The sequence below is a fragment of the Arenibacter certesii DSM 19833 genome, from assembly GCF_000429545.1.
GTDB lineage: Bacteria > Bacteroidota > Bacteroidia > Flavobacteriales > Flavobacteriaceae > Arenibacter > Arenibacter certesii.
Window position 1 is genome coordinate 154357 of record NZ_AUCB01000006.1, and the last position, 25974, is coordinate 180330.

Annotated in this window: 16 protein-coding genes; 6 read left to right on the plus strand and 10 right to left on the minus strand. The window is 38.3% G+C overall.

The genetic code is table 11. From position 1 onward, the window contains the following. Positions 1-77: 77 nt before the first annotated feature. From G466_RS0103575 to G466_RS0103595, 5 genes are all read right to left on the minus strand, one after another. A complete protein-coding gene (locus tag G466_RS0103575) occupies positions 78-1238 on the minus strand; it encodes a metal ABC transporter permease (protein WP_026812417.1) in 1161 nt (386 codons plus the stop codon). After that, positions 1231-2358: a metal ABC transporter permease gene (locus G466_RS0103580; RefSeq protein WP_026812418.1), complete on the minus strand. Its 1128-nt coding sequence runs from the start codon at positions 2356-2358 to the stop codon at positions 1231-1233. Before G466_RS0103580 ends, G466_RS0103575 begins: the two co-directional genes overlap by 8 nt. Before the next feature lie 6 nt (positions 2359-2364). Continuing rightward, positions 2365-3102, minus strand: a complete 738-nt coding sequence (locus tag G466_RS0103585) for a metal ABC transporter ATP-binding protein (RefSeq protein ID WP_026808700.1) — start codon at positions 3100-3102, stop codon at positions 2365-2367. A 95-nt stretch (positions 3103-3197) separates the two neighbouring features. Continuing rightward, a complete protein-coding gene (locus G466_RS0103590) occupies positions 3198-4127 on the minus strand; it encodes a metal ABC transporter solute-binding protein, Zn/Mn family (protein ID WP_034234557.1) in 930 nt (309 codons plus the stop codon). A gap of 101 nt (positions 4128-4228) precedes the next feature. Beyond that, on the minus strand, positions 4229-4888 hold the full coding sequence (locus tag G466_RS0103595) for a metal-dependent transcriptional regulator (protein ID WP_026812420.1): 660 nt from the start codon (positions 4886-4888) through the stop codon (positions 4229-4231). Between the two features lie 282 nt (positions 4889-5170). Between G466_RS0103595 and G466_RS0103600 the strand changes: the two genes are divergently transcribed. After that, entirely contained in the window at positions 5171-6319 is a 1149-nt protein-coding gene (locus G466_RS0103600) for a lycopene cyclase family protein (RefSeq protein WP_026812421.1), read from the plus strand. A 99-nt stretch (positions 6320-6418) separates the two neighbouring features. Beyond that, positions 6419-9829 carry a DUF7133 domain-containing protein gene (locus G466_RS0103605; RefSeq protein WP_034234518.1) on the plus strand — a complete coding sequence of 1137 codons (3411 nt, stop codon included), beginning with the start codon at positions 6419-6421 and terminating at the stop codon, positions 9827-9829. An 8-nt stretch (positions 9830-9837) separates the two neighbouring features. Here G466_RS0103605 and G466_RS0103610 read toward each other — a convergent pair whose 3' ends face one another. Continuing rightward, the gene (locus G466_RS0103610; protein ID WP_026812423.1) at positions 9838-10812 is read right to left on the minus strand and encodes a polyprenyl synthetase family protein; all 975 of its coding nucleotides are present in this window, start codon (positions 10810-10812) and stop codon (positions 9838-9840) included. Between the two features lie 148 nt (positions 10813-10960). Here G466_RS0103610 and G466_RS0103615 point away from each other — a divergent pair, with 148 nt between their 5' ends. The 4 genes from G466_RS0103615 to G466_RS0103630 are packed head-to-tail and all read left to right on the plus strand — an operon-like array spanning position 10961 to position 17655. Then, complete coding sequence (locus tag G466_RS0103615) at positions 10961-11566, plus strand: TetR/AcrR family transcriptional regulator (protein ID WP_026812424.1); 606 nt, start codon at positions 10961-10963, stop codon at positions 11564-11566. Between the two features lie 43 nt (positions 11567-11609). Beyond that, positions 11610-12944, plus strand: coding sequence for a TolC family protein (locus G466_RS0103620; RefSeq protein WP_026812425.1), 1335 nt, complete (start codon positions 11610-11612; stop codon positions 12942-12944). Between the two features lie 33 nt (positions 12945-12977). Continuing rightward, on the plus strand, positions 12978-14147 hold the full coding sequence (locus tag G466_RS0103625; protein WP_026812426.1) for an efflux RND transporter periplasmic adaptor subunit: 1170 nt from the start codon (positions 12978-12980) through the stop codon (positions 14145-14147). A 7-nt stretch (positions 14148-14154) separates the two neighbouring features. Beyond that, on the plus strand, positions 14155-17655 hold the full coding sequence (locus G466_RS0103630) for an efflux RND transporter permease subunit (protein ID WP_026812427.1): 3501 nt from the start codon (positions 14155-14157) through the stop codon (positions 17653-17655). Between the two features lie 79 nt (positions 17656-17734). On the opposite strand, the gene G466_RS0103635 is transcribed toward G466_RS0103630, so the two are convergent. From G466_RS0103635 to G466_RS0103650, 4 genes are all read right to left on the minus strand, one after another. Beyond that, the gene (locus G466_RS0103635; RefSeq protein ID WP_026812428.1) at positions 17735-19252 is read right to left on the minus strand and encodes a sulfatase family protein; all 1518 of its coding nucleotides are present in this window, start codon (positions 19250-19252) and stop codon (positions 17735-17737) included. A gap of 204 nt (positions 19253-19456) precedes the next feature. Next, positions 19457-19858 carry a response regulator gene (locus G466_RS0103640; protein ID WP_026812429.1) on the minus strand — a complete coding sequence of 134 codons (402 nt, stop codon included), beginning with the start codon at positions 19856-19858 and terminating at the stop codon, positions 19457-19459. Then, positions 19845-22871: a PAS domain-containing sensor histidine kinase gene (locus G466_RS23030; RefSeq protein WP_051315507.1), complete on the minus strand. Its 3027-nt coding sequence runs from the start codon at positions 22869-22871 to the stop codon at positions 19845-19847. Before G466_RS23030 ends, G466_RS0103640 begins: the two co-directional genes overlap by 14 nt. A 514-nt stretch (positions 22872-23385) precedes the next feature. Then, entirely contained in the window at positions 23386-25932 is a 2547-nt protein-coding gene (locus G466_RS0103650; protein ID WP_026812431.1) for a phosphoenolpyruvate carboxylase, read from the minus strand. Between the last annotated feature and the right edge of the window lie 42 nt (positions 25933-25974).

Genomic DNA, 25974 nt, shown 5'->3' on the forward strand with positions numbered 1-25974 from the left:
TTAAAATTTCGGCTAAGCCTCTTAGGCTATAAAATAACAAATCAAAAATAACTGGTAATTTCTTCAAAAAAAAGTGATTATCCTCTAAACAAAAAGAATCTATCTTTCATTTCCTCTATGGCAGCACTTTTATTGGTAATGATATAATTAATAGCCTCGGAAGTAAACGTTTTCCCTTTATCGGTCAAGGAAATAATACTATCATCTATGGTAATCATATTATTTTTTAACGCAAGATCCAAGACAGACTGTGCACGCACTTTATGCCAATTAATATGTTCGTTAAGGTGATTAATATGACGTTCCGATTTTTCTGAATGATTTTGGAGATGCAATAAAAAGGTTAGTAAATGCACTTCCACTTTTTGTCGTTTTTGACGATATAGCACTGAGATTAACCCTCTGTTGGGTGAAAACATATAGATTAAAAAGAACAATACGCCCAAAACGGTAGTGATAGAACCTGCTATGGAAGCATCCAACCAATGGGCCACCCAATAGCCAAGTATCGCACCAATAATTCCAAAAACAGAGGCCATCAATAGCATTTTCTTAAGATTATTGGTCAAAAGATAAGCCATAGCAGGCGGAGCGATCATAAGTGCCACTACCAAAATTGCCCCTACTGCATCAAAAGCTCCAACAGTAGTAACCGAAGCAACCGTCATAAGGCCATAATGCATGATAACTGGCGAAAACCCAAGGGTGGCCGCCAACTGCTTGTCGAAAGTGCTAATTTTCAATTCCTTAAAGAAGGCCAATAAAAGGGCAAGAGTTACCAATAAAATAATCCCAATTACCCAAAGGGATTTTGGCCCCATATCTGCACTTCCAATTATCACACGGTCGAAGGGTGCAAAGGCCAGCTCTCCCAATAGTACGGCATCCACATCCAAATGCACATCTCCTGCATTTTTGGCAATCAATATTACCCCAATACTAAAAAGAGAGGGAAAAACCAGGCCAATGGCCGTGTCTTCCTTCACCAATCCCGTCTTTTGGATATATTCTACTAGTACTACCGTAAGAATGCCACTAAAGGCAGCCAATAAGATTAACCACGGAGAGTTCAGGTCTTCGGTAAGGAAAAATCCAATTACTATTCCGGGCAATATAGAATGACTAATAGCATCACTGATCATGGCCATTTTACGAAGCACCAAGAAGGTACCCGGAATGGCACAGGCCACAGCAACAATGCAAGCAATAAGTTGTATTTCTATTTGCGCGCTAGTCATGGGTATTGTCTTGCTGGTTATACAGATTCATGGCCTTATCATACCCTTTCTGGGTAAGGGACCACATAGGACCATCTACGGTGATATATGCTCTATCCTCTAAGTTTTTTAAAGAGTTCCGGGTATATCCCTGAAAATTATTAAGAATTTTAATCTTATGGGGGTGAGATATATCATTATGGGTCTTGGCTATTTCAAACATAAAATAAAGCGTCTTATGCAATTGTAGATCGTTCCTATTTTTCCAATGCCTAATCTCACGGAACAAAATCCCCCTCCCTGGGGAGAAAAGAAAAGAAATCACCACAATGGCAGCCGCGATCAAAACAATTACCGGCCCAGTAGGAAGGTTGTTGGAAGTAGCACTGATTGCAGTCCCGAATATTCCAGACAATGCCCCAAAAAGTGATGCTAGGAAAACCATTATCCCCAAATTATTAGTCCATTGCCTAGCTGCAGCCGCAGGTGCAAGTAACATGGCACTCATAAGTACCACACCCACCGTTTGTAAGCCTATCACAATAGCCATAACAATTAGCGTAGTCATTAAGACATCCAACACATAGGTATTCAACCCTAGGGATTTACTGTAATCTGGATCAAAATGTAGCACTTTAAATTCTTTCCAAAAAATGATTAAAACCACTAAGGAAACCCCCATTACCACGGCCATTAACCACACATCGCTTTCTACCAAGGTAGCTGCCTGTCCAAATAGGTACTTATCCAATCCCGCTTGCTGAGCATCGGGCATTTTCTGCACAAAAGTCAATAACAGCATCCCAAAACCAAAGAATAGCGATAGGATTAAACCAAGGGCGGTGTCGGACTTTAGATGGGTTTTCTTAATAATACCACTAATCCAAAAAGTACCTATCAGTCCACTTATCAATGCCCCTATCAATAGCGTGTTGCTCGTTTTTGCACCGGTGATTAAAAACGCGATTACTATTCCTGGAAGGGCTGCATGGGAAATAGCATCGCCCAAAAGACTTTGTTTTCGCAGTACTGCAAAACTACCCAGCATCCCGCAGACTATTCCCAAAATAGCAGTACCCAGGGTAATAGTACGCAGGGTATAGTCTGTGAGCACTAAAGAAAAATATTCCTGTACGGACATAAAATTTTATTGTAATAAACTAACCTTATAATTAATCCCATAGGTCTTGGTAAGGTTGTCATCATTAAAAATATCCTTGACCGAGCCCGTAGCTATTTTTTTTACGTTAAGAAAGGTCACCCAATCAAAATATTCGGGAACCGTTTGTAAATCGTGATGCACTACCACCACTGTTTTTCCAGATTTCCTTAATTCCTTTAAAATATTAATAATGGCCTTTTCGGTCGTGGCATCCACCCCTTGAAAAGGTTCGTCCATAATATAAATACTAGCCTTTTGCACTAGAGCTCTCGCTAAAAACACCCGTTGTTGCTGGCCCCCACTAAGCTGACTTATCTGCCTACTTCTAAACTCCAGCATCCCAACCTTTTCCAAAGCTTCCAAGGCCTCTTTCTTCTCGGTTTTCCCCGGCCGTTTTATCCAACCCAGACTCCCATAGGTTCCCATAAGCACAACATCTAGGGCCGTAGTTGGAAAGTCCCAATCTACACTACCTTTTTGGGGAACATAGGCCACCTCCTTGTATTGCTTTTTATATGGTTTCCCAAATATTTCTATGGTACCTGCAATGGGTTTTACAATATCTAACATAGCCTTAATCAAAGTAGATTTCCCTGCCCCATTAGGTCCTACAATGGCCATAAGTACACCTTCTGGAATAGACAGATCTACATCCCATAGCACCGGCTTAAAGTTATAAGCTACCGTTAGGTCATCGACTTTTATAGCTATTTTATCCTTCATGTTTCCTGGTAGGTATTATTTGTTATGGACTTTAGGTGTATGCCTACTAAACTTTTCACTACTACCAACCACTACCTTAAGATCCGTTTTCATCTCTATTTTAAAGCCTCAACAATAGTGTTAACGTTGTATTTGAACATCCCTATATAAGTACCTTCAATAGTTCCTTTTGTTCCTAGGGCATCGGAATATAGGTTGCCGCCAATACTTACATTGTGACCTTTGGAAGTTACAGCCGCCTGCAACGCCTCTATATTACGTCTCGGTACGGAGGTTTCAATAAAAATTGATTTCACCTTATTATCTATTATAAACTGGGATAGCTGCTGAACATCTTGCACCCCTGCTTCCGTAGCGGTAGAAATTCCTTGCAAGCCCAATACCTGAAATCCATAAGCCATTCCAAAGTAATTAAAGGCATCATGGGCCGTTACAACTATACGTTTCTCAGCGGGAAGCGTTTCTATGACCCCTTTTATCTCTTCCTCCAACGCTTCTAGTTCCTTTAGATATTGCTTGCTATTTACTGTAAATAGTCCTGCGTTATCAGGATCCAATTCTTTAAGCTTTTCCGTTACATATTGGGTTATTTGTGTCCAAAAGCCCACATTAAACCAAATATGGGGATCATAATTGGAGCCAAATTGTTCGGAAGCTAATAGCTCTTTCCTATCTAAAATATCGGTAATAGCAACTGTATTTTTATGTTGCTTTTCCATTCTCTCAAAAATATCTACCAACTTCCCCTCTAGGTGCAAACCACTATAAAAAACAACATCTGCATTAAATAATTTATTCACATCACCCTCGCTGGCCTTATATAGATGAGGATCTACCCCACTCCCCATAAGTCCTTGAATATCTATAGCATCTCCCCCAATTTGGTGTAAGAGATCTGTTATTATAGATGTGGTAGCTACCACTTTAAGCTTTCCATTGTCCTTATTTTTGGAGTTCGACTTACAGCCCATTAAACCAATCAATAGTATAAGAATAAGGAAGCTTTTATTTCCAAAAAGTTGCATTGACTTTAAAGAGTCCTTTGCTATTTTTCCGTTAGGGAACTTATTGAAGCCGTATCCTAGACCCATTTTCCATTTTGTTATTTTTGTCCTCTGCTCTAAACTCATTCTTCCTTCATCTTTATGTATAGGTTAGCAGCTATCTGATGTGAAATTTGCTTTTGATTTTCCCCGATTCCAATCAATAAGGAACCATCAAAATCCTCAATTTCTAAAACTTGAATATGATCTCCTAAACCAATATTGTTTTTATCTAAAAACTTTAAAAAACTAGCTGAAGAATCCTTTACTCCTACACAAATCCCACCAGCTCCTACGGGTACCTCGCTCAGCTGTTTTTCGTCGCGTTCCTCTAAACCTCCGTCCTTGTCGGGAATAGGGTCGCCGTGAGGATCATATTTTGGATATTTCAGTAAGCGGTCTAAACGATCTATAAGTTTATCACTTTTTATATGCTCTAACTGCTCTGCTACCTCATGTACTTCATCCCAAGAAAAATCGAGTTTTTCAACTAAAAAAACCTCCCATAAGCGGTGTTTTCTTATGACTCCCAAGGCTATTTTATTGCCCAATTCAGTTAAAGATACTCCTTGGTATTTTTTATAGTGCACCAAATCTTTTTCAGCAAGCTTCTTCACCATATCCGTTACGGAAGAAGGCTTGGTGTCCATTTGTTCTGCAATGGAATTGGTAGATACCGCCTCTTTTCCCTGTCTTCCAATATGAAAGATGGTTTTGATATAATTTTCTTCTGAACGCGTCATGAATTTAACGTTTAAGCAAAAATACATTTTTATTCCTAAAAACAAATATTTAGTCGAGACTAAATTATATTGCATCACCTTACAAATACTATTATTTAAAAGTTCTGTTATGACTTCCTGATATCAACTATTGCTCAACTACTTCGAAAATGGTAGAAATGCTACCAATCCAGGAGGATATCATGAATTGTAATTAAGTTCTTAGTATTTTTGAAAATCCTCAAAATAATTGGGAGGATACATCCACCAAAAAGGGAAACATATATAACAGCAACACATCTAATGACTAATTACGATTATATTATTGTTGGCGCTGGTGCGTCCGGATTGATGCTTGCCGATGCCCTTGGGCAAGACCCTTTCTTTAATGACAAGTCCATTTTACTGATAGAAAAAGAAAAGAAACAAGAGAATGATCGTACCTGGTGTTTTTGGGAAACTGGTGCAACCCAGTTTAAAGAGGTAATCCACAAAAGTTGGCGTCAGATATTTTTCGCTGGCAAAGTTTATTCGGAACAATTACCCCTAGACCCGTATTCCTATAAAATGGTTCGTGGAGACAGTTTCTACAACAACTATTTAGAGCGGATAAAAAATTATCCAAATATCTCCCTTACCATGGAAACGGTAACGGACGTAAAAGACAAAACCTCCCATGTAGAAATAACTACATCTATTTCTTTCTACCACTCAAAAAAGGTGTTTAACAGTGCTTTTGATTACAAAACCCTATTGAACCAGAATAAATATCCCGTATTGCAACAGCATTTTCTGGGTTGGTTTGTAAAAACAACTCATCCAATATTTAACCCGGAACAAGCTACCTTTATGGATTTTTCTATTCCCCAAAAAGGAAACACTCGGTTTATGTACGTATTGCCTACCTCCACTACCGAAGCCTTAATAGAATATACGCTTTTTTCTAAGGAGGTATTGTCCACTTCAGAATATGAAGATGGATTAAAGGCATATATGAAAGACCACTTGGGCTGTGAGGAATATGAAATTATCACCTATGAAAAAGGGAACATTCCCATGAGCTGTTTTAATTTCAATAGCTATAACACCAGTAATGTGATGCATATAGGCATTTCCGGAGGTTGGGCGAAACCAAGTTCGGGTTATACCTTTATGCATTCTTATAAAAAGGTGCAAAATTTGATCCCCTTTCTAAAAAAAGGACAACCTTTGGACAAGTTTGGAAAAAGAAATCGGTTTTGGTTTTATGACTTGTTACTACTAGATATATTGCACGAGGATAATAGTAAAGGCCGATTAATATTTGAACAGCTTTTTAAAAACCAACGTCCGCAATTAATATTCAAATTTTTAGATGAAGAGACCAATCTTTGGGAAGATCTTCAAATCATTGCCGCCTGTCCCAAAAAAGAATTCATTTTAGCATTGATACGTAGAATCATTAAATTTTAACAAGCATAATTTCAACCCTTATATCAATATACCTACATTTAAACATACCTCTGCAAACCTAAAGGGCATGCCCTTAAAACAAAACGTTAATCAAGATCAATGAGAACCATAATTTTCAACCGCACCTTCCTTTCCCTTATCTTAACTACGCTACTCATTTCTTCCTGTAAAAAAGAGGAGTCGAAAATTACCAAGGAACCCTGGCTTGTAATTCAAGAAGATTCCTTAACCGTAGCCGCTAGGTTTAAGGAAATAGAAGAAAATGTACCTGCCCAAGTTGCAGAAGGATTTACCCTTTCCCTATGGGCATCGGATTCTTTGGCCCCAGATCCTGTAGCGATGTCTATAGACGACAAAGGAAACATCTATTTAACAAGAACTAATCGGCAAAAAAATTCGGAGTTCGATATTAGAGGCTTTAGGGACTGGATGACCCCTTCCATAGCATTAGAATCAGTGGAAGACAGAAGAAATTTTTTACATCGGACCTTTGCAACTGATAAAAGTGAAGAAAACAACTGGTTAAAAGATTTAAATAAGGATAGCATCCACGATTGGCGGGATCTCACGGTGGAAAAAGACGAAGTATGGAAGCTAGAAGACCTTAACAATAATGGTAGGGCCGATATGGCTACCAGAATAGTGAACGATTTTAATGAGGAAGTGTCCGATGTAGCAGGCGCACTCTTAGTAAGAGAGAACGATATGTTTGTGGGGATCGCTCCAGATATGTGGCGTTTTACAGATAAGGACGGAGACGGAATAATGGAACACAAAACTTCCATCTCCCATGGCTATGGAATACATATAGGGTTTAGCGGACACGGTATGTCTGGCGCTATAGAAGGACCGGATGGTAAAATATATTGGGGAATTGGCGACATAGGGGCCAATATCACCACGGAAGACGGTACAAATCACAAATACCCCAATCAGGGAGTTATTGTAAGATCTAATCCCGATGGAAGCGATTTTGAAGTTTTTGCAAGGGGATTGCGAAACACTCACGAATTTGTATTTGATGAATACGGGAATATAATCAGTTCCGATAATGACGGGGACCACCGTGGGGAAAGCGAACGATTGGTATATATTGTAGAAGGTTCAGACGCAGGATGGCGCGCCAATTGGCAATACGGGAAATATACCGATCCTAAAAACAATGGATATAATGTCTGGATGGATGAAAAACTCTTCGTTCCTCGCTGGGAAGACCAGGCTGCATACATTATTCCTCCGATAGCGAATTTTCATAATGGACCCACGGGAATGGCTTATAACCCCGGAACCGCATTAGGAAAAGAATGGCGAAATAAATTTTTCTTGGTAGAATTTGTCGGTAACCCTAGCCGATCCCATATTTGGAGTTTTGACCTAAAGCCAAAAGGAGCCTCTTTTGAGTTAAATACAGAACAAGATATTCTTAGTGGAATACTTCCCACAGGAATTCGCTTTGCACCCGATGGAGCACTGTACCTAGCCGACTGGATTAACGGCTGGGGCACTAAAAACTACGGAAGGGTTTGGAAATTGGATGTAAGCGATAACAAGAACAACCTAGCTGCAGAAAGAAAGGAGACAGAGCGATTAATGACTTTGGATTATAAAAACCAAAGTATAGAGAGGCTCACCCAACTGTTGGCCTATCCAGATATGCGGATAAGACAGAAAGCACAATTTGAACTGGTTGCAAAAGATAAGAATGGCTTAATAGGGCTGAAGAATGCTATACAGGAAAACAACAATCAATTAGCTCGCATCCATGGTATTTGGGGCATAAGCCAATTAGCACGGTATAAAAGAGGCCGAGCAGCCTTATTAATCCCTTTATTACAGGACAAGGATGTAGAAATTATAGCACAGACCGCCAAGGTGCTTGGAGATTTAAAATATAAGGCGGCAGGAAATAATTTAATTCCCCTATTGCAACACAATAATGCTAGGGTACAGTTCTTTGCAGCGCAAGCTCTAGGTAGAATTCAAGAAAATGAAGCGATTAATCCTTTATTGGAAATGTTAAAAACCAATAATGACGAGGATGTTTACCTAAGACATGCGGCTGTGCTGGCCTTGTCCAGGATAGGGCAGATACGACCCATAGTCCAATTGGCACAAAATAATAATCGTAGTTTGCGTTTAGCCGCTGTTTTGGTATTGCGAAGACTACAAAACGAAAAGGTGGCATTATTTTTAAATGATGAGGACGAATATATTGTGGCCGAAGCTGCAAGGGCAATCAATGACGATTGGTCCATAGAAAATGCGCTTCCAGAATTAGCCTCCCTCTTAAACGAAGAACGGTTTACATCGGACCCTCTATTACGCAGAAGTATTAATGCCGCACTTAGGGTAGGTGGCGAAAAAGAATTAGATCTGTTAATTAATTTTGCCAGAAGATCTAATGTATCTGCCACATTAAGAAGTGAAGCCTTAGCAACAATTGGCACATGGGCTTCCCCTTCCGTATTGGACAGGGTAGATGGCAGGTACAGGGGCGAAATATGGAGGGACGCTAAAGTAGTACGCCAGAAATTGGAAAAGCATATTCCTGAATTCATTAGCGATTCTAATCCAGAAATGTTAGCCGCTATGGCAAAAACCATTGGTATTCTAAAGATAGACGGTTACCATTCCCAAATGGTAAAACTCATGAAGACCCATTCCTCTCCAGAGGTAAGAGCCTCAATGCTAGTGGCGCTTGGGGATTTAAAATACAATAATATTGAGGAAGTCATGGAGGAAGGTATGCGCGATAAAAATCAGCATGTGCGTACCGTGGCTTTGGGATTACTTACCCAATTGGATATTGATAAGGAAAAACTCCCAAATATTGTTACTCCTATTTTTAAAAGCGGATCGCTTAGGGAACAACAAAAAATGCTAAGTGTTTTAGGGGAAATGCCCGCTAAAAAAACTAGTGCGGTATTAGCCTCCCTAATTAAACAGGCAAATGCCAATACGCTTTCCAGAGGGGTAATCTTAGATTTAATAGAGGCTGTAGAAGCCAGTGAATCTGAAGAATTAATCGCTCAATTAGACCAAATAAAAGCTAAGGGAGACGGCCTAGACGCCTATAAGGAAACACTAAACGGAGGAAATAGATGGGCAGGAAATCAATATTTCAACACTAATTCTGCAGGGCAATGTGTTCGCTGCCATTCCGTAAACGGTCAAGGCGGGACAGTAGGTCCACCAATGGATAATATTGGAAACATTTTAAACAGAGAACAACTCTTAGAATCCCTAATACAACCAAGTGCACGTTTGGCCCCTGGCTACGGTACAGTAACCCTTACCTTAAAAGAAGGACAGGTGGTAACGGGAGTATTGGAATCGGAAAGTCAAGATGAAATCATCTTAAGAACTTCCGATGCAGAGCCATTGGTGATCGCAACATCACGGATTGCTAAGCGGCAGAACATGCCCTCTGGCATGCCAGCAATGGGTTCCCTTATGTCTAAGAGAGAGATTAGGGATATTATAGAATTCTTAGCTAATATGAAAAACTAATAGCCAATCTACACCTCCCGCTTCATTAGGGAGGTGCCAAATTGGGCTAACATTTCCTTTTTAGACTGTTCTATAGGAAGCTCATCCAATAGAGAAAATGCTTTTTGGGTGTATCTTTCTATTTCCTTTAATGTATGCACTACCGCACCGGTTTCCGCATACAATTCCTTAACGGTGGCGACTTTGTGCGAAGTGTCTACCGGTTTTATGGAAAACAAATGCTCCAACTCTTGTTTTTGAATGGAATTACCCAATTCCAATGCCTTTAAATACAAATAGGTCTTTTTATTAACCATAATATCCCCTCCTACTTGTTTGCCAAAGGTTTTAGGATCGCCAAAGGCATCTAAATAATCATCTTGTAACTGAAAAGCGATTCCCAAATACTTACCAAAGTTATAGATCGCTTCTTGTATTGGCTTGGGCTGTTCGGCGATTATTGCTCCCATTTTCATGGCGGCTCCCACCAAAACGGCGGTCTTATACTGAATCATTAACAGATATTCTGGAATACTAACATTGTCCCTCGTCTCAAAATCCACATCATATTGTTGCCCTTCACAAACTTCCAAGGCCGTTTTACTGAACAAGTGCATCAATTCCTTATACGAGCTGTCGGGATAGCTCTCTAAAAGTGTATAACTATAGATAAGCATAGCATCCCCCGATAGAATACCGGTGTTTACATCCCACTTCTCATGCACGGTCTGCATTCCCCTACGTAGGGGTGCACCGTCCATAATATCATCATGTACCAAGGAAAAATTATGGAATACCTCAATTGCCAATGCTGCATCCATCGCCTTTTTATAATCCACCCCAAAAATATCTGTGGTCATCAAAGTGAGTACTGGACGTAATCGTTTTCCTCCAAGATGAAGTATATATGACATTGGCTCATAAAGATTTAGCGGCTCTTTCACCACGCTCTTACTTTCTAAATAAGCTGTAAAATGGGATCGATATTGGTCAATTTTTGGCATAGGGACACATTTTTTTTTCAAAAATACGCCAATCAGCTCAGTATGCATAAAGAATTGCACGCTTCGCAATATCTCATGAATCTAAAACGAAAAGAATCATGGAAACTTTATTGGTTTTTATAGTTTCCTAACTATCTTTGCGGCCATTATGAAGGAGTTGATATTAGATAAGGCTACGGAACTGTTTTTAAACCTAGGGGTTAAAAGTGTTACCATGGATGATCTCGCAAATGAAGTAGGCATTTCCAAGAAGACAATCTACACTCACTATGAAAATAAAACTAAGTTGGTACAAGAGTGTACTACTCGGCTATTTGATAAAATAAGTGAAGGCATAAATACGATATGTGCCTTGGGGAAAAACCCAATTGAGGAGTTATACGATATTAAGAAATATATAATCATTTATATAAAGGATGAAAAATCTTCCTCACAATATCAGTTACAAAAATATTATCCTAAAATCGCCCATCATCTAAGGACCAAGCAGAATGCCCTTATGCAGAAATGCACTTTCAACAATATAAAAAGAGGCTTAGAACTGGGAATTTACCGGGAAGATATAAATATAGAATTTGTGTCTAGAATTTACATTTCTGGAATGACTAATATACAAGACCCTAAAATGTTTCCGACAAACCTTTTTCCAATGGATAGATTGCAAAGCTATTTCTTGGAGTACTATTTAAGGGGTATTGTAACCCCAAAAGGAAGAAAATTTTTGGAAGAAATTATTCATTCCCATCAAGAATAAATACCGCAGTATAACCAATTACCTAAACAGTAAAAATAATTCTATGAAAAATAGGTTAACAATATTTATAGTGCTCTTGGTTAGCTGGGCGAATGCCCAAGAGCAAACCCATAAATTCACCTTGGAGCAAGCAATTGATTTTGCTCTCGAAAATAACTACAGCGCAATAAATGCAAGTCGCGACTTAACTGACGCTCAAAAGCAAAAATGGGAAACCATCGCAACGGGATTACCTCAAATAAGTGGTGATGTAAGCTACCAAAATCAGCTTAAACAACAAGTATCCCTAATTCCTGCAGAATTTGGTGGTGGGGAACCAGGCACATTTATCCCCGTAGTTTTTGGCCAGCCACAGACCGCCAATGCTTCTGCTACCTTAAGGCAACAGTTATTTGATGGTTCGTATATCGTAGGGATCCAAGCTGCTAGAACTTTTATAAGATATAGCCAGAACAACAAAGAAAAGACGGATCTAGAAATCCGAAAATCGGTTGTAGAGGCCTATGGAAATGTACTGTTGGCTAAGGAAAGTGTAGACATATTGAAAAAGAACAAAACAACACTGGAAAGAAATTTATTGGAAACCCAAAAACTATTTGAAAATGGCCTGGGCGAGGAAGAGAGCGTAGAGCAGTTACAAATAACACTTTCCTCTATAGACAATCAATTAAAAAATTCCCTTCGCCTTCAAGATATTACGCTGCAGATGTTGAATTTAGTTTTGGGAATAGACATTAACGCCCCTACCCAATTAATGGAAGACCTTAATGACTTAGCGCAACAGCAAATTAGGCCCGATCTTTTGGAAACCGAATTTGTAATGGAAAATAACGTTGACTTTAAGATTGTCACCAATTTATTTGAACAAAGGGAGTTGGAACTAAAATTGCAAAAAAGCATGGCCTTACCAACACTTAACGCCTTTATTAATTATGGAAGCACCGCTTACAGTGACTCCTTTAATTTTTTCAATAATGACGTGGAATGGTTTGAATCTTCCGTAGTTGGCTTGGACCTCCACATACCTATTTTTAGTTCCTTGGGAAGAAGTGCAAAAACGCAAAGGGCAAAAATTGCCCTAGACAAGGCAAAGACTCAACTTTCGGAGACCGAACAAAACCTTAGATTACAATATGAAACGGCAAAAAGTAATTATTTATTTTCCATAGAGGAATATAATACGGCAAAAGAAAATCTGGGCCTTGCAGAACGCATAGAAAATAAGAATCAAATAAAATATGAAGAGGGACTGGCAACTAGCTTTGAGTTAAGACAGGCACAAACCCAACTTTATAATGCCCAACAAGAATACCTACAATCCATGGTAGAGGTCATCAATAAAAAGACCGATCTACAAGTGGTACTTAACAATAAATAATAAATACGATCATCCATCAATAAATAGCTTCTAATGAAAAACTTAATGTATATAATGGCCGCAGGACTATTACTAATTTCCTGTGGATCCGAAAAGCAGAAATCGGTAGACGACCTAATTTCCGAGAGCAATCTTAACGAGCTTCGGATGAAGAGAAAGGAACTTACTGACCAACAACATTTATTTAATCAGCAAATTCAGGTTTTGGATTCGGTTATAGGATCACTGGAAGGTACTAAGAACCTTCCCTTGGTATCTACAGTAGTTGCCAATCCTATAAAATTTAACCACTACCTAGCGCTACAAGGGGACGTAAGAACCAAGCAAAATGTATTGATCTATCCCGAAATGCAAGGTACATTGGAAAAAGTATATGTAAAAGAAGGACAGAAGGTTAGTAAAGGTCAACTTTTAGCCACGATAAACGATGGCGGTATGTCTAGCCAATTGCAACAATTGGAAACCCAAGCGCAATTAGCAAAGACTACTTTTGAACGCCAACAAAGGTTATGGGATCAAAAAATAGGGTCCGAAATTCAGTTTTTACAAGCGAAGACAAATTATGAGGCCTCCATGAATTCAGTAGACCAAATTAAGAGCCAAGTAGGCAAGTACACTATAAGAGCCCCCTTTGATGGAATCATAGACGATGTGATAAAAAATCAAGGGAACGTGGTAGCCCCCGGTCCAGGCTCAGAAGTATTCAGGATTGTAAACCTTTCGGAAATGTATGTGGATGTAGAGGTCCCAGAAACCTATTTGGGAAGTATCGTAAAAGGTAAGGAAGCTAAAGTATACTTTCCTATATTAGGAGATAGTATTACTACCCAGGTAAGGCAAACGGGCAATTTTATCCACCCCAGTAACCGCTCCTTTAAGATAGAAATTCCGGTACCCAATGATAACGAACAAATCAAGCCCAATCTAACGGCAAGGGTTCTAATAAACGATTATACAAATGAAAATGCTGTGCTTATACCAGCAAGTATAATTTCCGAAAATGCAGCTGGAGAGCAGTACGCTTTTACAGCCGAAGATCTTAATGATGAGAAGGAAGCAGTGGTTAAAAGAAGCATTATCACTACTGGAAAAACACAGGATGGAATGGTGGAAGTATTGACTGGAATTGCCAAAGGTGATCATGTAATACTAGAAGGGGCTCGCAACGTAAAAGATGGCCAAACAGTTAAAATAATTAATTAAGGAGTCCATGAGCAAATTACAAAAGAACACAGACAAAGAATTTAAACTGTCTTCGTGGGCCATAGATAATCCATCTGTCGTTTATGTGATGATCGGGATATTTCTATGGATCGGAATGTCCGCCTACTTTGCTATGCCAAGGGAAGACTTTCCAGAGATTATAGAGACAAAGATTTATATAAGCACTCCCTATCCCGGAAACACCGCTGAGGATATAGAACGCTTGATAACCGACCCGTTAGAGGATAGGCTAAAAAGCGTGAGCAATGTGGTAGAGATAGTTTCTACCTCCCAAGAAGATTATGCCATTATCACGGTAGAGTTTGATGAAGAAATTACAGTAGAGGCTGCAAAGCAAAAGGTAAAGGATGAAGTAGACTCAGAAAAAGCTAGTGAGGATTGGCCCACATTTAACGGCGCCAAAGTAGAGCCCAATGTGTTCGACCTTAATTTTTCCGAGGAAGTACCAATTATGAACATCAATTTTACTGGGGATTACCCTGTGGAAAAATTAAAGGAATTTGCTGAATATCTCCAAGATGAGATAGAAGATCTTCCCGAAATAAAGAAAGCCGATATCCGTGGTGCTCAAGAAAAAGAGGTAGAAATAGCTGTAGATATCTACAAAATGATGGCGGCTAAAGTTAGTTTTGATGATGTAATCCAAGCGATAAGCAGTGGAAATATGACCATGTCTGCTGGGAACCTCCAAGCTAGCGGTCAACGCCGTACCATCCGGATAATAGGGGAAGTGGATGATCCCAAGGAATTAAAGGATTTTGTAGTAAAATCTGAGAATGGCGCCGTATACCTAAGAAATATTGCGGAAATACGATTTGAGGAAAAGGAAAAAACCACCTATGCCCGAGAGTTTGGGGAGAGTGTAGTGATGCTAGATGTTAAAAAACGTGCTGGCCGTAATGCCATTTCCGCAGCAGACCAAATCCGGGAAATTGTAAAAACCACCCAAGCCAATTATTTTCCGGCAGACCTTCACATTTCCATTGCCAATGATTCATCTACCAGAACACTTAACCAGGTAGATGACCTTGTTAACAATATTATTTTTGGGATCATCTTGGTAGTTACCGTACTCATGTTCTTCTTAGGATTTAGAAATGCCCTTTTCGTAGGGTTTGCTATTCCTATGTCCATGTTTATGTCATTCATGGTCTTATCCTTGTTGGGATACACCTTAAACACCATGATTCTCTTTGGAATGATCATGGGACTGGGAATGTTGGTAGATAATGGTATTGTAGTGGTAGAGAACGTCTACCGATTAATGGATGAGGGCATGCCTAGGATAGAAGCCGCCAAAAAAGGAATTGGAGAAATTGCTTTTCCGATCATTATTTCTACGGCAACCACCGTAGCCGCATTTGTTCCCTTAGGGCTATGGCCAGGAATTTTTGGACAATTTATGATCTTCTTCCCAATTACTCTTTCCGTTGTTTTGGGATCTTCCCTAGTAGTGGCCATTTTTATGAATTCCATGTTAGTTTCCCAATTTATGGATACAGACGAGAAAGAACTTACTCTGAAGCAATTAATTAGAATAAGTATAATCTTAGGTGGAATTGGAATATTAATTTTATTGTTCGGTGGTGCAATGCGTGGTTTTGGTTCTGTGATGATAGTTACCGCAATCATGTTCTGGGCCTATAAGTACCTACTTAAAAAATGGGCCATAAGGTTTCAGAGAAATGTGATGACCCGTTTTGAAAATTGGTATGAAAAACGATTGATTCACGCTCTTCGGGGAAAAAATGTATACTGGTATTTTGGAATAACCGCCTTACTATTGGTGAGCGTATTTATATTATTTGGCAAATCCGTGGAAAGTGGAAGGACCAATATAGAATTCTTTCCAGACAATAGGCCCAACGAAATTTATGTATACATAGAATACCCGGAAGGTACTTCTATTGAAAAGACCAATGAATTAACGCTGGATGTAGAGAAAAGAGTGTATGCCATTCTTAATGATGGGGAATACATGCATAATGGCGAAAACTTTATGATTACTTCTGCGGTCTCACAGGTTGGAGAAGGGGCCGGTAACCCAATGACCGACGGAGGATCCACAGCAGAAATGCCCCACAGAGGAAAATTAACCGTAAACTTCAGTGAATTTAAATTCCGTAGAGGAATAGATACCGAAGACATTAGAGCCAAAGTACAGGCTGGTCTAAGCGGTATTTATCCCGGAGTGGCCATATCTGTAGAAAAGGATGCCAACGGTCCACCAGCAGGATATGCAATAAATATAGAATTAGAGGGCAAGGATTATGACGAGCTAATTAATACAGCCGAAAATATTAGAAACTTTATCAATAGTAAAAGTATTGCTGGAATAGAGGAAATAAAGATCGATGTTAATAAGAGTAAGCCTTCCATGCAAGTTATTGTGGATCGTAAAAAAGCAGGAGAACTTGGAGTATCCGTTGGTCAGGTTGGTAACCAATTGCGTAGGTCTTTATTTGGGGAAAAAGCAGGAATTTATAAGGAAGGTGGGGATGATTACGATATCAACGTCAGGTTTAATCAGGAACTCCGCTATAATAGAAGTGCTCTTTTTAATCAAAACATCATTTTTAGGGATCCATCTAACGGACAGATCAAGGAAATTCCAATATCTGCAGTAGCTACCGAAAAGAACACTTCTTCTTTTAGTGCCATAAAACATAGGGATGGCAAACGTGTAGTTACGATTTACTCTGGTCTGCAACCTGGTTTTACAGACGCAGCGGCAGTAGTGGCCGAAATTCAGAAAGAAATGGAAGAGTTCAAAGATCTTCCTAACGGAATTAAAATTGATTATACAGGACAAATTGAAGAGCAAAACAAACAGATGCTTTTCTTAGTAGGTGCTTTCTTTACTGGGTTGGGACTTATTATGTTGATATTAATTTTTCAATTTGGAGGCATATCTAAGCCCATAATTATTATGATTGCCATTTTCCTGAGTTTTATTGGAGTTTTTGGCGGGATAATGATTACAGGATGGTCCTTTGTGATTATGATGACCATGATGGGAATTATTTCCCTGGCAGGAATTGTAGTGAACAATGGGGTGGTACTTTTGGATTACACCCAATTATTAATAGACAGAAAGAAAGTAAAGTTGGACATGGACGATGCTGACCTATTAACCAAACCCCAAGTTACCGAGGCTATTGTTCAAGGTGGTAAGGCTAGGTTACGACCAGTTCTTCTTACAGCAATCACCACTGTTTTAGGGTTAATTCCTTTGGCAATTGGTTTAAATATCGATTTCTTTTCCCTGTTTTCTGATTTTAACCCGCATATCTATGTTGGAGGGGACAATGTGGTGTTCTGGGGACCTTTGGCATGGACCGTTATTTTTGGGCTAATAGTAGCCACTTTCCTTACCTTGATAATTGTTCCAGTGCTATTCTATATTAGTTATAGAATGAAAATAGCGTGGAGACGCAAAAAGGACAGATCTAAAGAAGAACCCAAGGATGTTCTTGTGACAGAATAAAAAATAAAGCGACCAATTATGGTCGCTTTATTTTTTTAAGAGCGTTGCCCTATCCAGTAAATTTCCTTTTTCTATGATTTTAAGTCCTCTCCTTTTCAAAGTCGGACTTCATTGCTTCTAATTTTTCGGGATGGCTTGTTGCCAAATTATTCCTTTGCCCTGGATCGTCCTTTATATTATAAAGTTGGTATTCCAAATCCCTCCCCGTTTCAATATTTACTTGTTTAATTAATTTAGCACCTTTATGTGGGGGTATAAGCACCCAATCACCTTGGCGGAAAGTAAATATATTGTTCTGCCCCAGAATGATACTTTCCCTTCCTCTATCAGATTTCCCTAGAAATGCATCTAAGATATCCTGACTGTCTGGGGTGGTGTTCTCTTGCCCGGTAAGGGCAGCAAAAGAAGCAGTAAAATCCATCTGAGAAACCAACGCATCAGAGACTCCTGGTTCTATTGTTCCTTTCCATCGCACCATAAAGGGCACGTGGGTACCGGCATCAAAAAGACTGTATTTACCACCTCTTAGAGAACCTGCTGGGGTGTGATTCCCATTTTTTTCCACTGCATCATCGTGGTAGCCATCATCCAATACCGGACCATTATCACTAGTGAAAATCACAATCGTATTTTCCGCAAGTCCCAATTCATCTAACTTGTCCAAAAACTGGCCTACGGACCAATCTGCTTCCACTATTACATCACCACGTGGTCCAAGTCCAGATGCACCAACAAAACGAGGATGCGGCACCCTAGGCACATGAGGTTGGTGTAGACTATAGAATAAGAAAAATGGGTTATCCTTATTTTCCGTCACATATTTTATGGATTCCCGTAGAAAATCATCGTTCATATCCTCGTCTATGAATAGGGCAGACTTACCACCTTTCATAAAGCCGATTCGTGAGATACCATTGTGAACACTCATATCATGCCCATGACTCGGATGCATCTTTAAAAGTTCTGGATTATCTTTTCCAGTAGGTTCTCCATCAAAGTTCTTATTGTAACTTACCTCTAACGGATCATCTGCAGTTAAACCTACCACTTTATGATTTTCTACATAAACGGAGGGCACTCTATCATTGGTCGAGGCCATAATATAAGCATAGTCAAAGCCTATTTCTAAAGGGCCCGGCTTAATTTCCCCATTCCAGTCCAGTTCCTCTCCTCCAAGACCCAAATGCCATTTTCCTACTACCCCGGTCGTATAACCAGCCCCTTTTAACATTGATGGTAAGGTTTGTTTTCCCAGATCGAATAACAACGGTGCGTTCCCAGGTAATACTTGAGCTTTTGTTTGGCGAAATGGGTAAGTGCCGGCCAGTAATGAAAATCTACTTGGAGTACAAGTGGGAGAAGTAGCATACCCATTCGTGAATTGAATCCCCTCTTTGGCAATCCTATCCATATTAGGAGTTAAAAGCGTAGTTGACCCGTAACTACTAACGTCACCAAAGCCTAGATCATCTGCGTAAATAATCACGATATTGGGTGGAACAGGTTCCTTTGAAACAGCTATATTGTCTTTTTTTTCCGACTTGCAACTCATGCAAAATAGGGTGAGTACTACAGGAAATAAGTAGAAAATTCTCATAATAATATCTTAGGGTTTAAAAGTGTGAACTGGATTATTTAAATTAACGGACTAATTTAAAGAAATAAAATAATTGAAAGGTGTCTCGTAATCACTTTCAATTTGCTGTGTGGATAAAGATCTGAATTATTTGGGGTTTATTAGCGCTGCAATAGAAGCATTCCTATTTAATAATAACCATAGATTCCGCAAAAAAATAATAGATTACAAATCCCTTCCTTCCAATTTATTTTTCAGCAAATTAATTTTATCCTTTGAAAGCGGCTTTTCAATGAAATCAAAGACCACATCATAAGTTTTAGCCGTTTGCACTTCTACAGAATCTATTGAAGAACTTAGTACGAATAGAAGCACTTTACATTTTTTGGAAGATTTACTGAACTCGTCTAGAAATTCCCATCCATCCATTACAGGCATGTTAAGGTCTAAAAAAATAATATCGGGAAAACTCTCGTCATTTCTAGGCAATATGTTTTCCAGTGCGTCTTTCCCATTAGTAAACACCTCTATATTAGAGCAGAAATTATTTTTAGTAAGCATTCTCTTTGCGCCAAAAACAAATATTGGATCATCATCAATTATACATACTTGTCTAATTATTTTCATGTCTAAAGTAAGTTATAAAGTTGGCACCCTTGTCCACTTCGCTTTCCACCACTATTTTACCCCCCATTGCTTCCACTTGATTCTTGCATATAAACAATCCCACTCCACGAGCATCGGGATGGTTGTGAAAGGTCTTGTACATTCCAAATAATTTGGCACTATATCGTTCCAAGTCAATTCCCATTCCATTGTCCTTTACACTTAAGTATACATAAGCTCCTTCAATTCCGGCAGTAATTAAAATGTGATGTTTGCGATCTGGGGATTTATATTTTATGGCATTGGTTAAGTAGTTCAACAAAATACTTTCCAAATAAGCATGAACCGCAAATACATTAAGGTCTTTATTAATATTAATCTCTATAGTGGATCCCGACTGTTTAGCCAATGACTCTATAGATTTAACTGCCATCCGAACATTTTCCAACAAATTTTGTGAGGAGAGGGTAGTACTCACTTTAGAATTTATTTCAACTATTTCATTTAAATGACAAATAGTATCGTTCATATTTTCCGATACAATTTTTATATTCTTAAAATACTCATTTTCAACAATTATGGACTCTTCTTCCTCCGCCAAATCTAAAAGCATTGAAATGTTGCTTGTATGTGATCTTAGGTTATGGGAAACGATATGGGCAAAATTCACTAATCGATTATTGTGTTCGGTTAAATTATCTGTCATTTGCTTTTTATCCGTAATATCTTCTAATTGAGATACAAAATGAAGAAAATCACCTTTTTCATTTTTAACCGCAGATAACGAGACATTTGCCCAAATAACATGGCCATTTTTATGAATGTAGCGCTTCTCCAGTTTGTAAGAATCCCTTTCTCTTCCTAAAAGTTGGGACATTAGTTCCTCGGTTTTTTTTAAATCCTCGGGGTGCGTAATGTCGAAAAAAGACAAATTACGCATCTCCTCTTCAGAATACCCTAAAATAGCGGTCATACTAATATTTGATCTTTGCAATTTTCCATTTAAATCGAGAATTCCCATACCGGTGTGCGCATGCTCAAAAGTAAGCCTTAGCTCCTCTTCCTTAATGGCTAGTTCATTTAATGCTACCGTTTCTTTATCCACATCCTGAAAAAAACCATAAAATCTTCTACACTTGCCATCCACAAAATCGGATATTCCAATTATTCTAGACCAAAATGTTCTCCCCGTGTTACTCGTTACTTGGATAATATGATTAAAGCCTATCCCCTCCTCTAACGCCAGTTTAATGGATTTCTTTATCGTACCCCGATGTTTCCCTTTTTTAATAAAGGTATACACATCTTCTAAGGTGGGAGAATAATTCTCTGGGACCCCAGCCATTTGCTTTATCATGGGACTCCAATTAGAAATTCCCGCAGCTAAATCCATCTCCCAAATACCAATATTTGCCACATCATTAATCCGACTTATCAGGTCTGCATTATGTTGTAATGAAAGTTCATTCAGTTTACGTTCCGTAATGTCCAATACCTGCAACACATAATGCATTACTTCACCATCTTGATTATGTATGGCAGAAATTGAACTGTTGGTCCATACCACGGATCCATTCTTATGAATATATCTATAATCGTAACGCAGATTGGAGCGCTTTCCCGAAAACAGCTCACTTATGGGCTCCTTATTTGCCTCGAAGTCCTTAGGATGACTGATATCAGAAAATTCCATATTTTTCATTTCTGCTTCGGTATAACCAAACATTTCGCAAAAACTGGTATTGGCCTGTAGCAATCTATTTGTTAGGCTTATAAATGCCATTCCCATGGCAGAGTGGTTAAAGCTCTGCCTAAATTCCTCTTCCCTTAGTCTAATTTTCAGCTGTATATTCTCAATAACATCCACATCTTGTATAAGCCCATAAAATCTTACACATTGTCCATTTGTAAATTCTGACAAACCTATTAAACGAATCCATTTTACAGTTCCATTATTAGATTTTATTTGTATCTGTTCTTTAAATTCCATGGGACTTTGAGCCGCTTTTTCCATAAGGGATACAATTCGATCCCTGTTTTCTCCTTCCACAATAAATTGTAAGCCAGATTCTATGGTTGGAATAAAATCTTCAGAAACCTCATATATTTCTCTGGTCACCTTACTCCATAAAACACTCTCATTTTGAAGATCAATTTCCCAATGTCCAATTTTAGCTGCTTCATTTGAGCGTTCCAAAAGATCTTTATATTTTAAAACAAGCTCTTCATTAGCCTTTTTTTCGGTTATATCATAATGCATCCCAGACACCATTTCTGGTTTGCCTTGATTGTCGTATGCCGTTATTTCCCCACGACAAAAAATCCAGACCCAGTGTCCTTTTTTATGTCGCATCCGAAACTCTACCTCGTAAGTGCCCTCGTTTTTGAGGAGTTTATCTATACTTAAAATCAGTTCCTCCTTATCCTCGGGATGGACAAGGTTATAGAACACTTGGGAGGTCATTGGTTCTAGTTCGGCTAAAGAATAACCTATCATCTCTGCCCATATATCATTACAAAATGCCTCGCCAGTATTAATATTTCCTCCCCAAATCCCTAGTTTTACCCCTTCAATGACATCTATATAACGGTCCTTTTTTAATGCGTTCTGCTTCTTAGTCTTTCTATATTTATCTAAATGAATAGCGATCCCCATTAACCTGTTTGGATTGCCTAGTTCATCATAAGCAATAGCACCTCTAAAGTTTATAATTAGCGAATACCCTATTCTATGCCTACAAGCTACTTCTACATCAAAAGGAACCTGTTTTGGATTGGCAAGGTGATTATTATACGCTTCTATAATAAAAAGAAGGTTTTCCTGGTCTATTAAGGAGAACCAGTCAAAACTGTCTTGCTGTAAGGGAGCAGTATCATAGCCAAGAAGTTGCCAAAACGCATCGTTTAAAAGGCCATTCTTAGGATTCTTAAGATCCCAAAACCATAATCCATCCAGAACATCTTGTCCCATTAGATTGAAAAACGTAGACTCGTTTTCTATCCACTCCTCAAACTCTATCTGCAAACTACTCATACACGATGTGTAAATAATATCCTATGTTTATAAATATATTTATTTTTAACCAATCTAGTCTACTCTGACAGTCAATATTTTAATGCACGCTCTAAAGGGGTATATTAACTATTTCCTCTTAGACCCACTATATCCCAGCGGACATTCCATAACTATGATTATCCTAAAGTAAACGAATAGAAATCGGATTTATTTAATGGAGAGTTATTGCCGTAATTAATGCATTATTTTAAATGTGAGAAACCAAAAAAACAGATTGAGCTTAAAAATCGATCCTATAAATATATACAATAATTATGGATCCTTTAACTTCAAGGATTTACCTTTCTTAGACGGTCTTCAGTTTCTTTATAAAAGCGAGGAAATAAAAACCAAAAACACAACATATTAAATTTTGCTTTATTTTATTGATTGACTATTATTTAACCATTTTAATTACAAACAAAAAAAGGCTCCAGAGTAAACTCTGAAGCCTTCGTGCAAAAGCACCTTTGATTACTAATTAAACTAATTGTTATGCAGAATTCCTACTTGCATTAATATTTCCATATAGGGATCTTATTACAATTTTTTCATATAAGTCATTAAACTCTGTGTCCTTGCTCATTTTCTGAAGGGCATATTGTTGTATCACCAATAATGGCAATACAATATTCTCTCTAATCTTTACTGATTCCCTGGAAATGGGCTCCTTTTCCATCAGAATTTTAGAGTCGGATATAAGCAAGAGCATTTCTTTGGAAAGCAAGTATTCCTCATAAAGGATAGTCCAAAACTCGCCGTATTCCTTATCATCCTTCATATAGCTAGTGAGCTCAAAATAGCATTTTGCCAGGGACATCATACTATTCATCATTAGGGCCTTGAATAAGGGAACGTCTTGAAACAATAGTTTTAAATCTTCCAATTTCCCTTGATCCTTAAGGGTTTTAATAGCTGTTCCAATACCAAAATAACCTGGTACATTTTGTTTTAGCTGACTCCAAGACCCTACAAATGAGATGGCTCTTAAATCTGAAAGTTCCAATTTCTTTTTATGTCCCCGTTTCCCTGGTCTACTTCCAATATTTGCTTTCTGGTAATACTTTAAGGTACTTTTATTCTCTAAATAAGGAATAAATTTATCATGATTCTTTAAGGCGTCATACTTTTCAAAACTAAGATCCGATAGTTGTTCCAACAGTTCCCTAGAATTCTTAGAGATAACATTCTCCTTGCCAAACAGGTTATTGGAAAGCCCAGCCGTCAGTAGTTGCTCAGAGTTATGTATAAACTGCTCCTTGGTACCATACGTACTGGTTATGGTCTGTCCCTGTATCGTAAGTTGTATCTCATTATTGGCAATATCCTTGGTCTGTGCTGCGTAAAAACGATGTGTTTTCCCCCCCCCCCTTGCTGGTGGTCCTCCCCTACCATCAAAAAATATGGCCTTAATGTTTCTTTCATCGCATATTGTAGACAATCTCTCCTTGGTCTTAAAGATCTCCCAATTTGCCTTTACATAGCCACCATCTTTGGTGCCATCAGAAAAGCCAAGCATTATGGTCTGTTTTAACTCCCTATTTTCCAAATGGGCCTTATATGCAGGAATATTGAATAATTCCTCCATGGTAGCACTAGAACTCTCCATTCCCTTCATGGTCTCAAAAAGCGGGATAATATCGAAGGTTAATTTCTTTTCATCCCATCCGCACCATCTAAATAATCCAAATACAAAGAGAACAGAAAAGATATCTTCGGAATTACTAATTATATATCGGTTACAACCTTCTTCACCATTCTTTTCTTGGATAGCGCTTAATTGCAGTATGTTCTGAATGGTCTCCTGCACTATATCCAACTCAAAAGTTTGTTTTTGTAGGTTTATACCCTTATTCAGAAGAACATCTATCAATTCCTCTTTACTCAGTTCTTCTAAACTGTCTTTAATATAATCATTAGCTTTTAAGATTTCCTCTACCACCTTATAGTGTACGCTATGATCTTGTCTGATATCTAAAGTAGCGAAGTGAGTCTTAAAGATTTTAACCTTATCTATCATATGGTCTAGATCTTTTAGGTAGAGGCTATGGTATTTTTCCACCAAAATGGATCTCACTTTTAATAAAGGGTCCAAAATTTCCTGATATCCCAAATAATTATCAGTATCAAACATGGTCTTGTATAACATCCCTCTTAAAAGACTAAGTTCGTCTTGAAGATCTCTGAAAGTAAGCTTTTGTTGTAGGGTTTTTAAATCGCCGTAATAGCATTTCATTAAGGTGATACGCAATTCATCTGCTACATCTTTAGTAATACCAGAAGTCACAAATGGATTCCCATCCCTATCCCCTCCTGGCCAAAAGCCCAGCTTCATTATATTGTGGTTGTTAAATTTCACATCCCCAATATTATCTTTTATATAAGCATAAAGGTCACCTATTGCCGCATAATATACATCCCTAAGGAAATAAATAATGTTTTTAGCCTCATCTAAAGGAGTAGGCTTTTTTGCATTAATTAAGGAGGTAAGACCAAGTTGCTGAAGTACAAGATCAATATCATTAACCTTGTTCTCTAAGATTAGACTCCTAAGGTTACTAATAATATCTAGGACTGCCGGAGTATAGAACTGTGTAGGGTGTGCAGTTAGCACGATCCGGGCACTAAAGGTGGATAATTTATCTGAAACCTTATCCCATTTTTTATTTTTATCAACCAACTGAAAATAATCCCGTATAGTAAGGGAATTACTATGCTTTTGTAGTTTAGGAAAGGCAGCATCTTCTACACTATCGTACAATACTACTTGCCGTTCCACATACTGAATGATGCGAAACATAAAATCTATCCTATCTCTTTCTGAGTCGATTTTAGCATAGTCCCGAAAAAATATATCTAAAATTTCTTCTGGATTTTTTCCGGATTTTAATCCCTGATCTGCATGATTTAGCAATAAGGGAATCAGCATTCCCACATTTTCAATATTCTGATAGGGTAAATTAAGAAACAGACTATTATAAATATTGAATTTGTTGTAAACCGATTTTTTAAACTCCTCTAATCTTTCCGATTGATGCATATATTTCTCTAGGTATTATATTTTTTAGCGGCACACATTAGT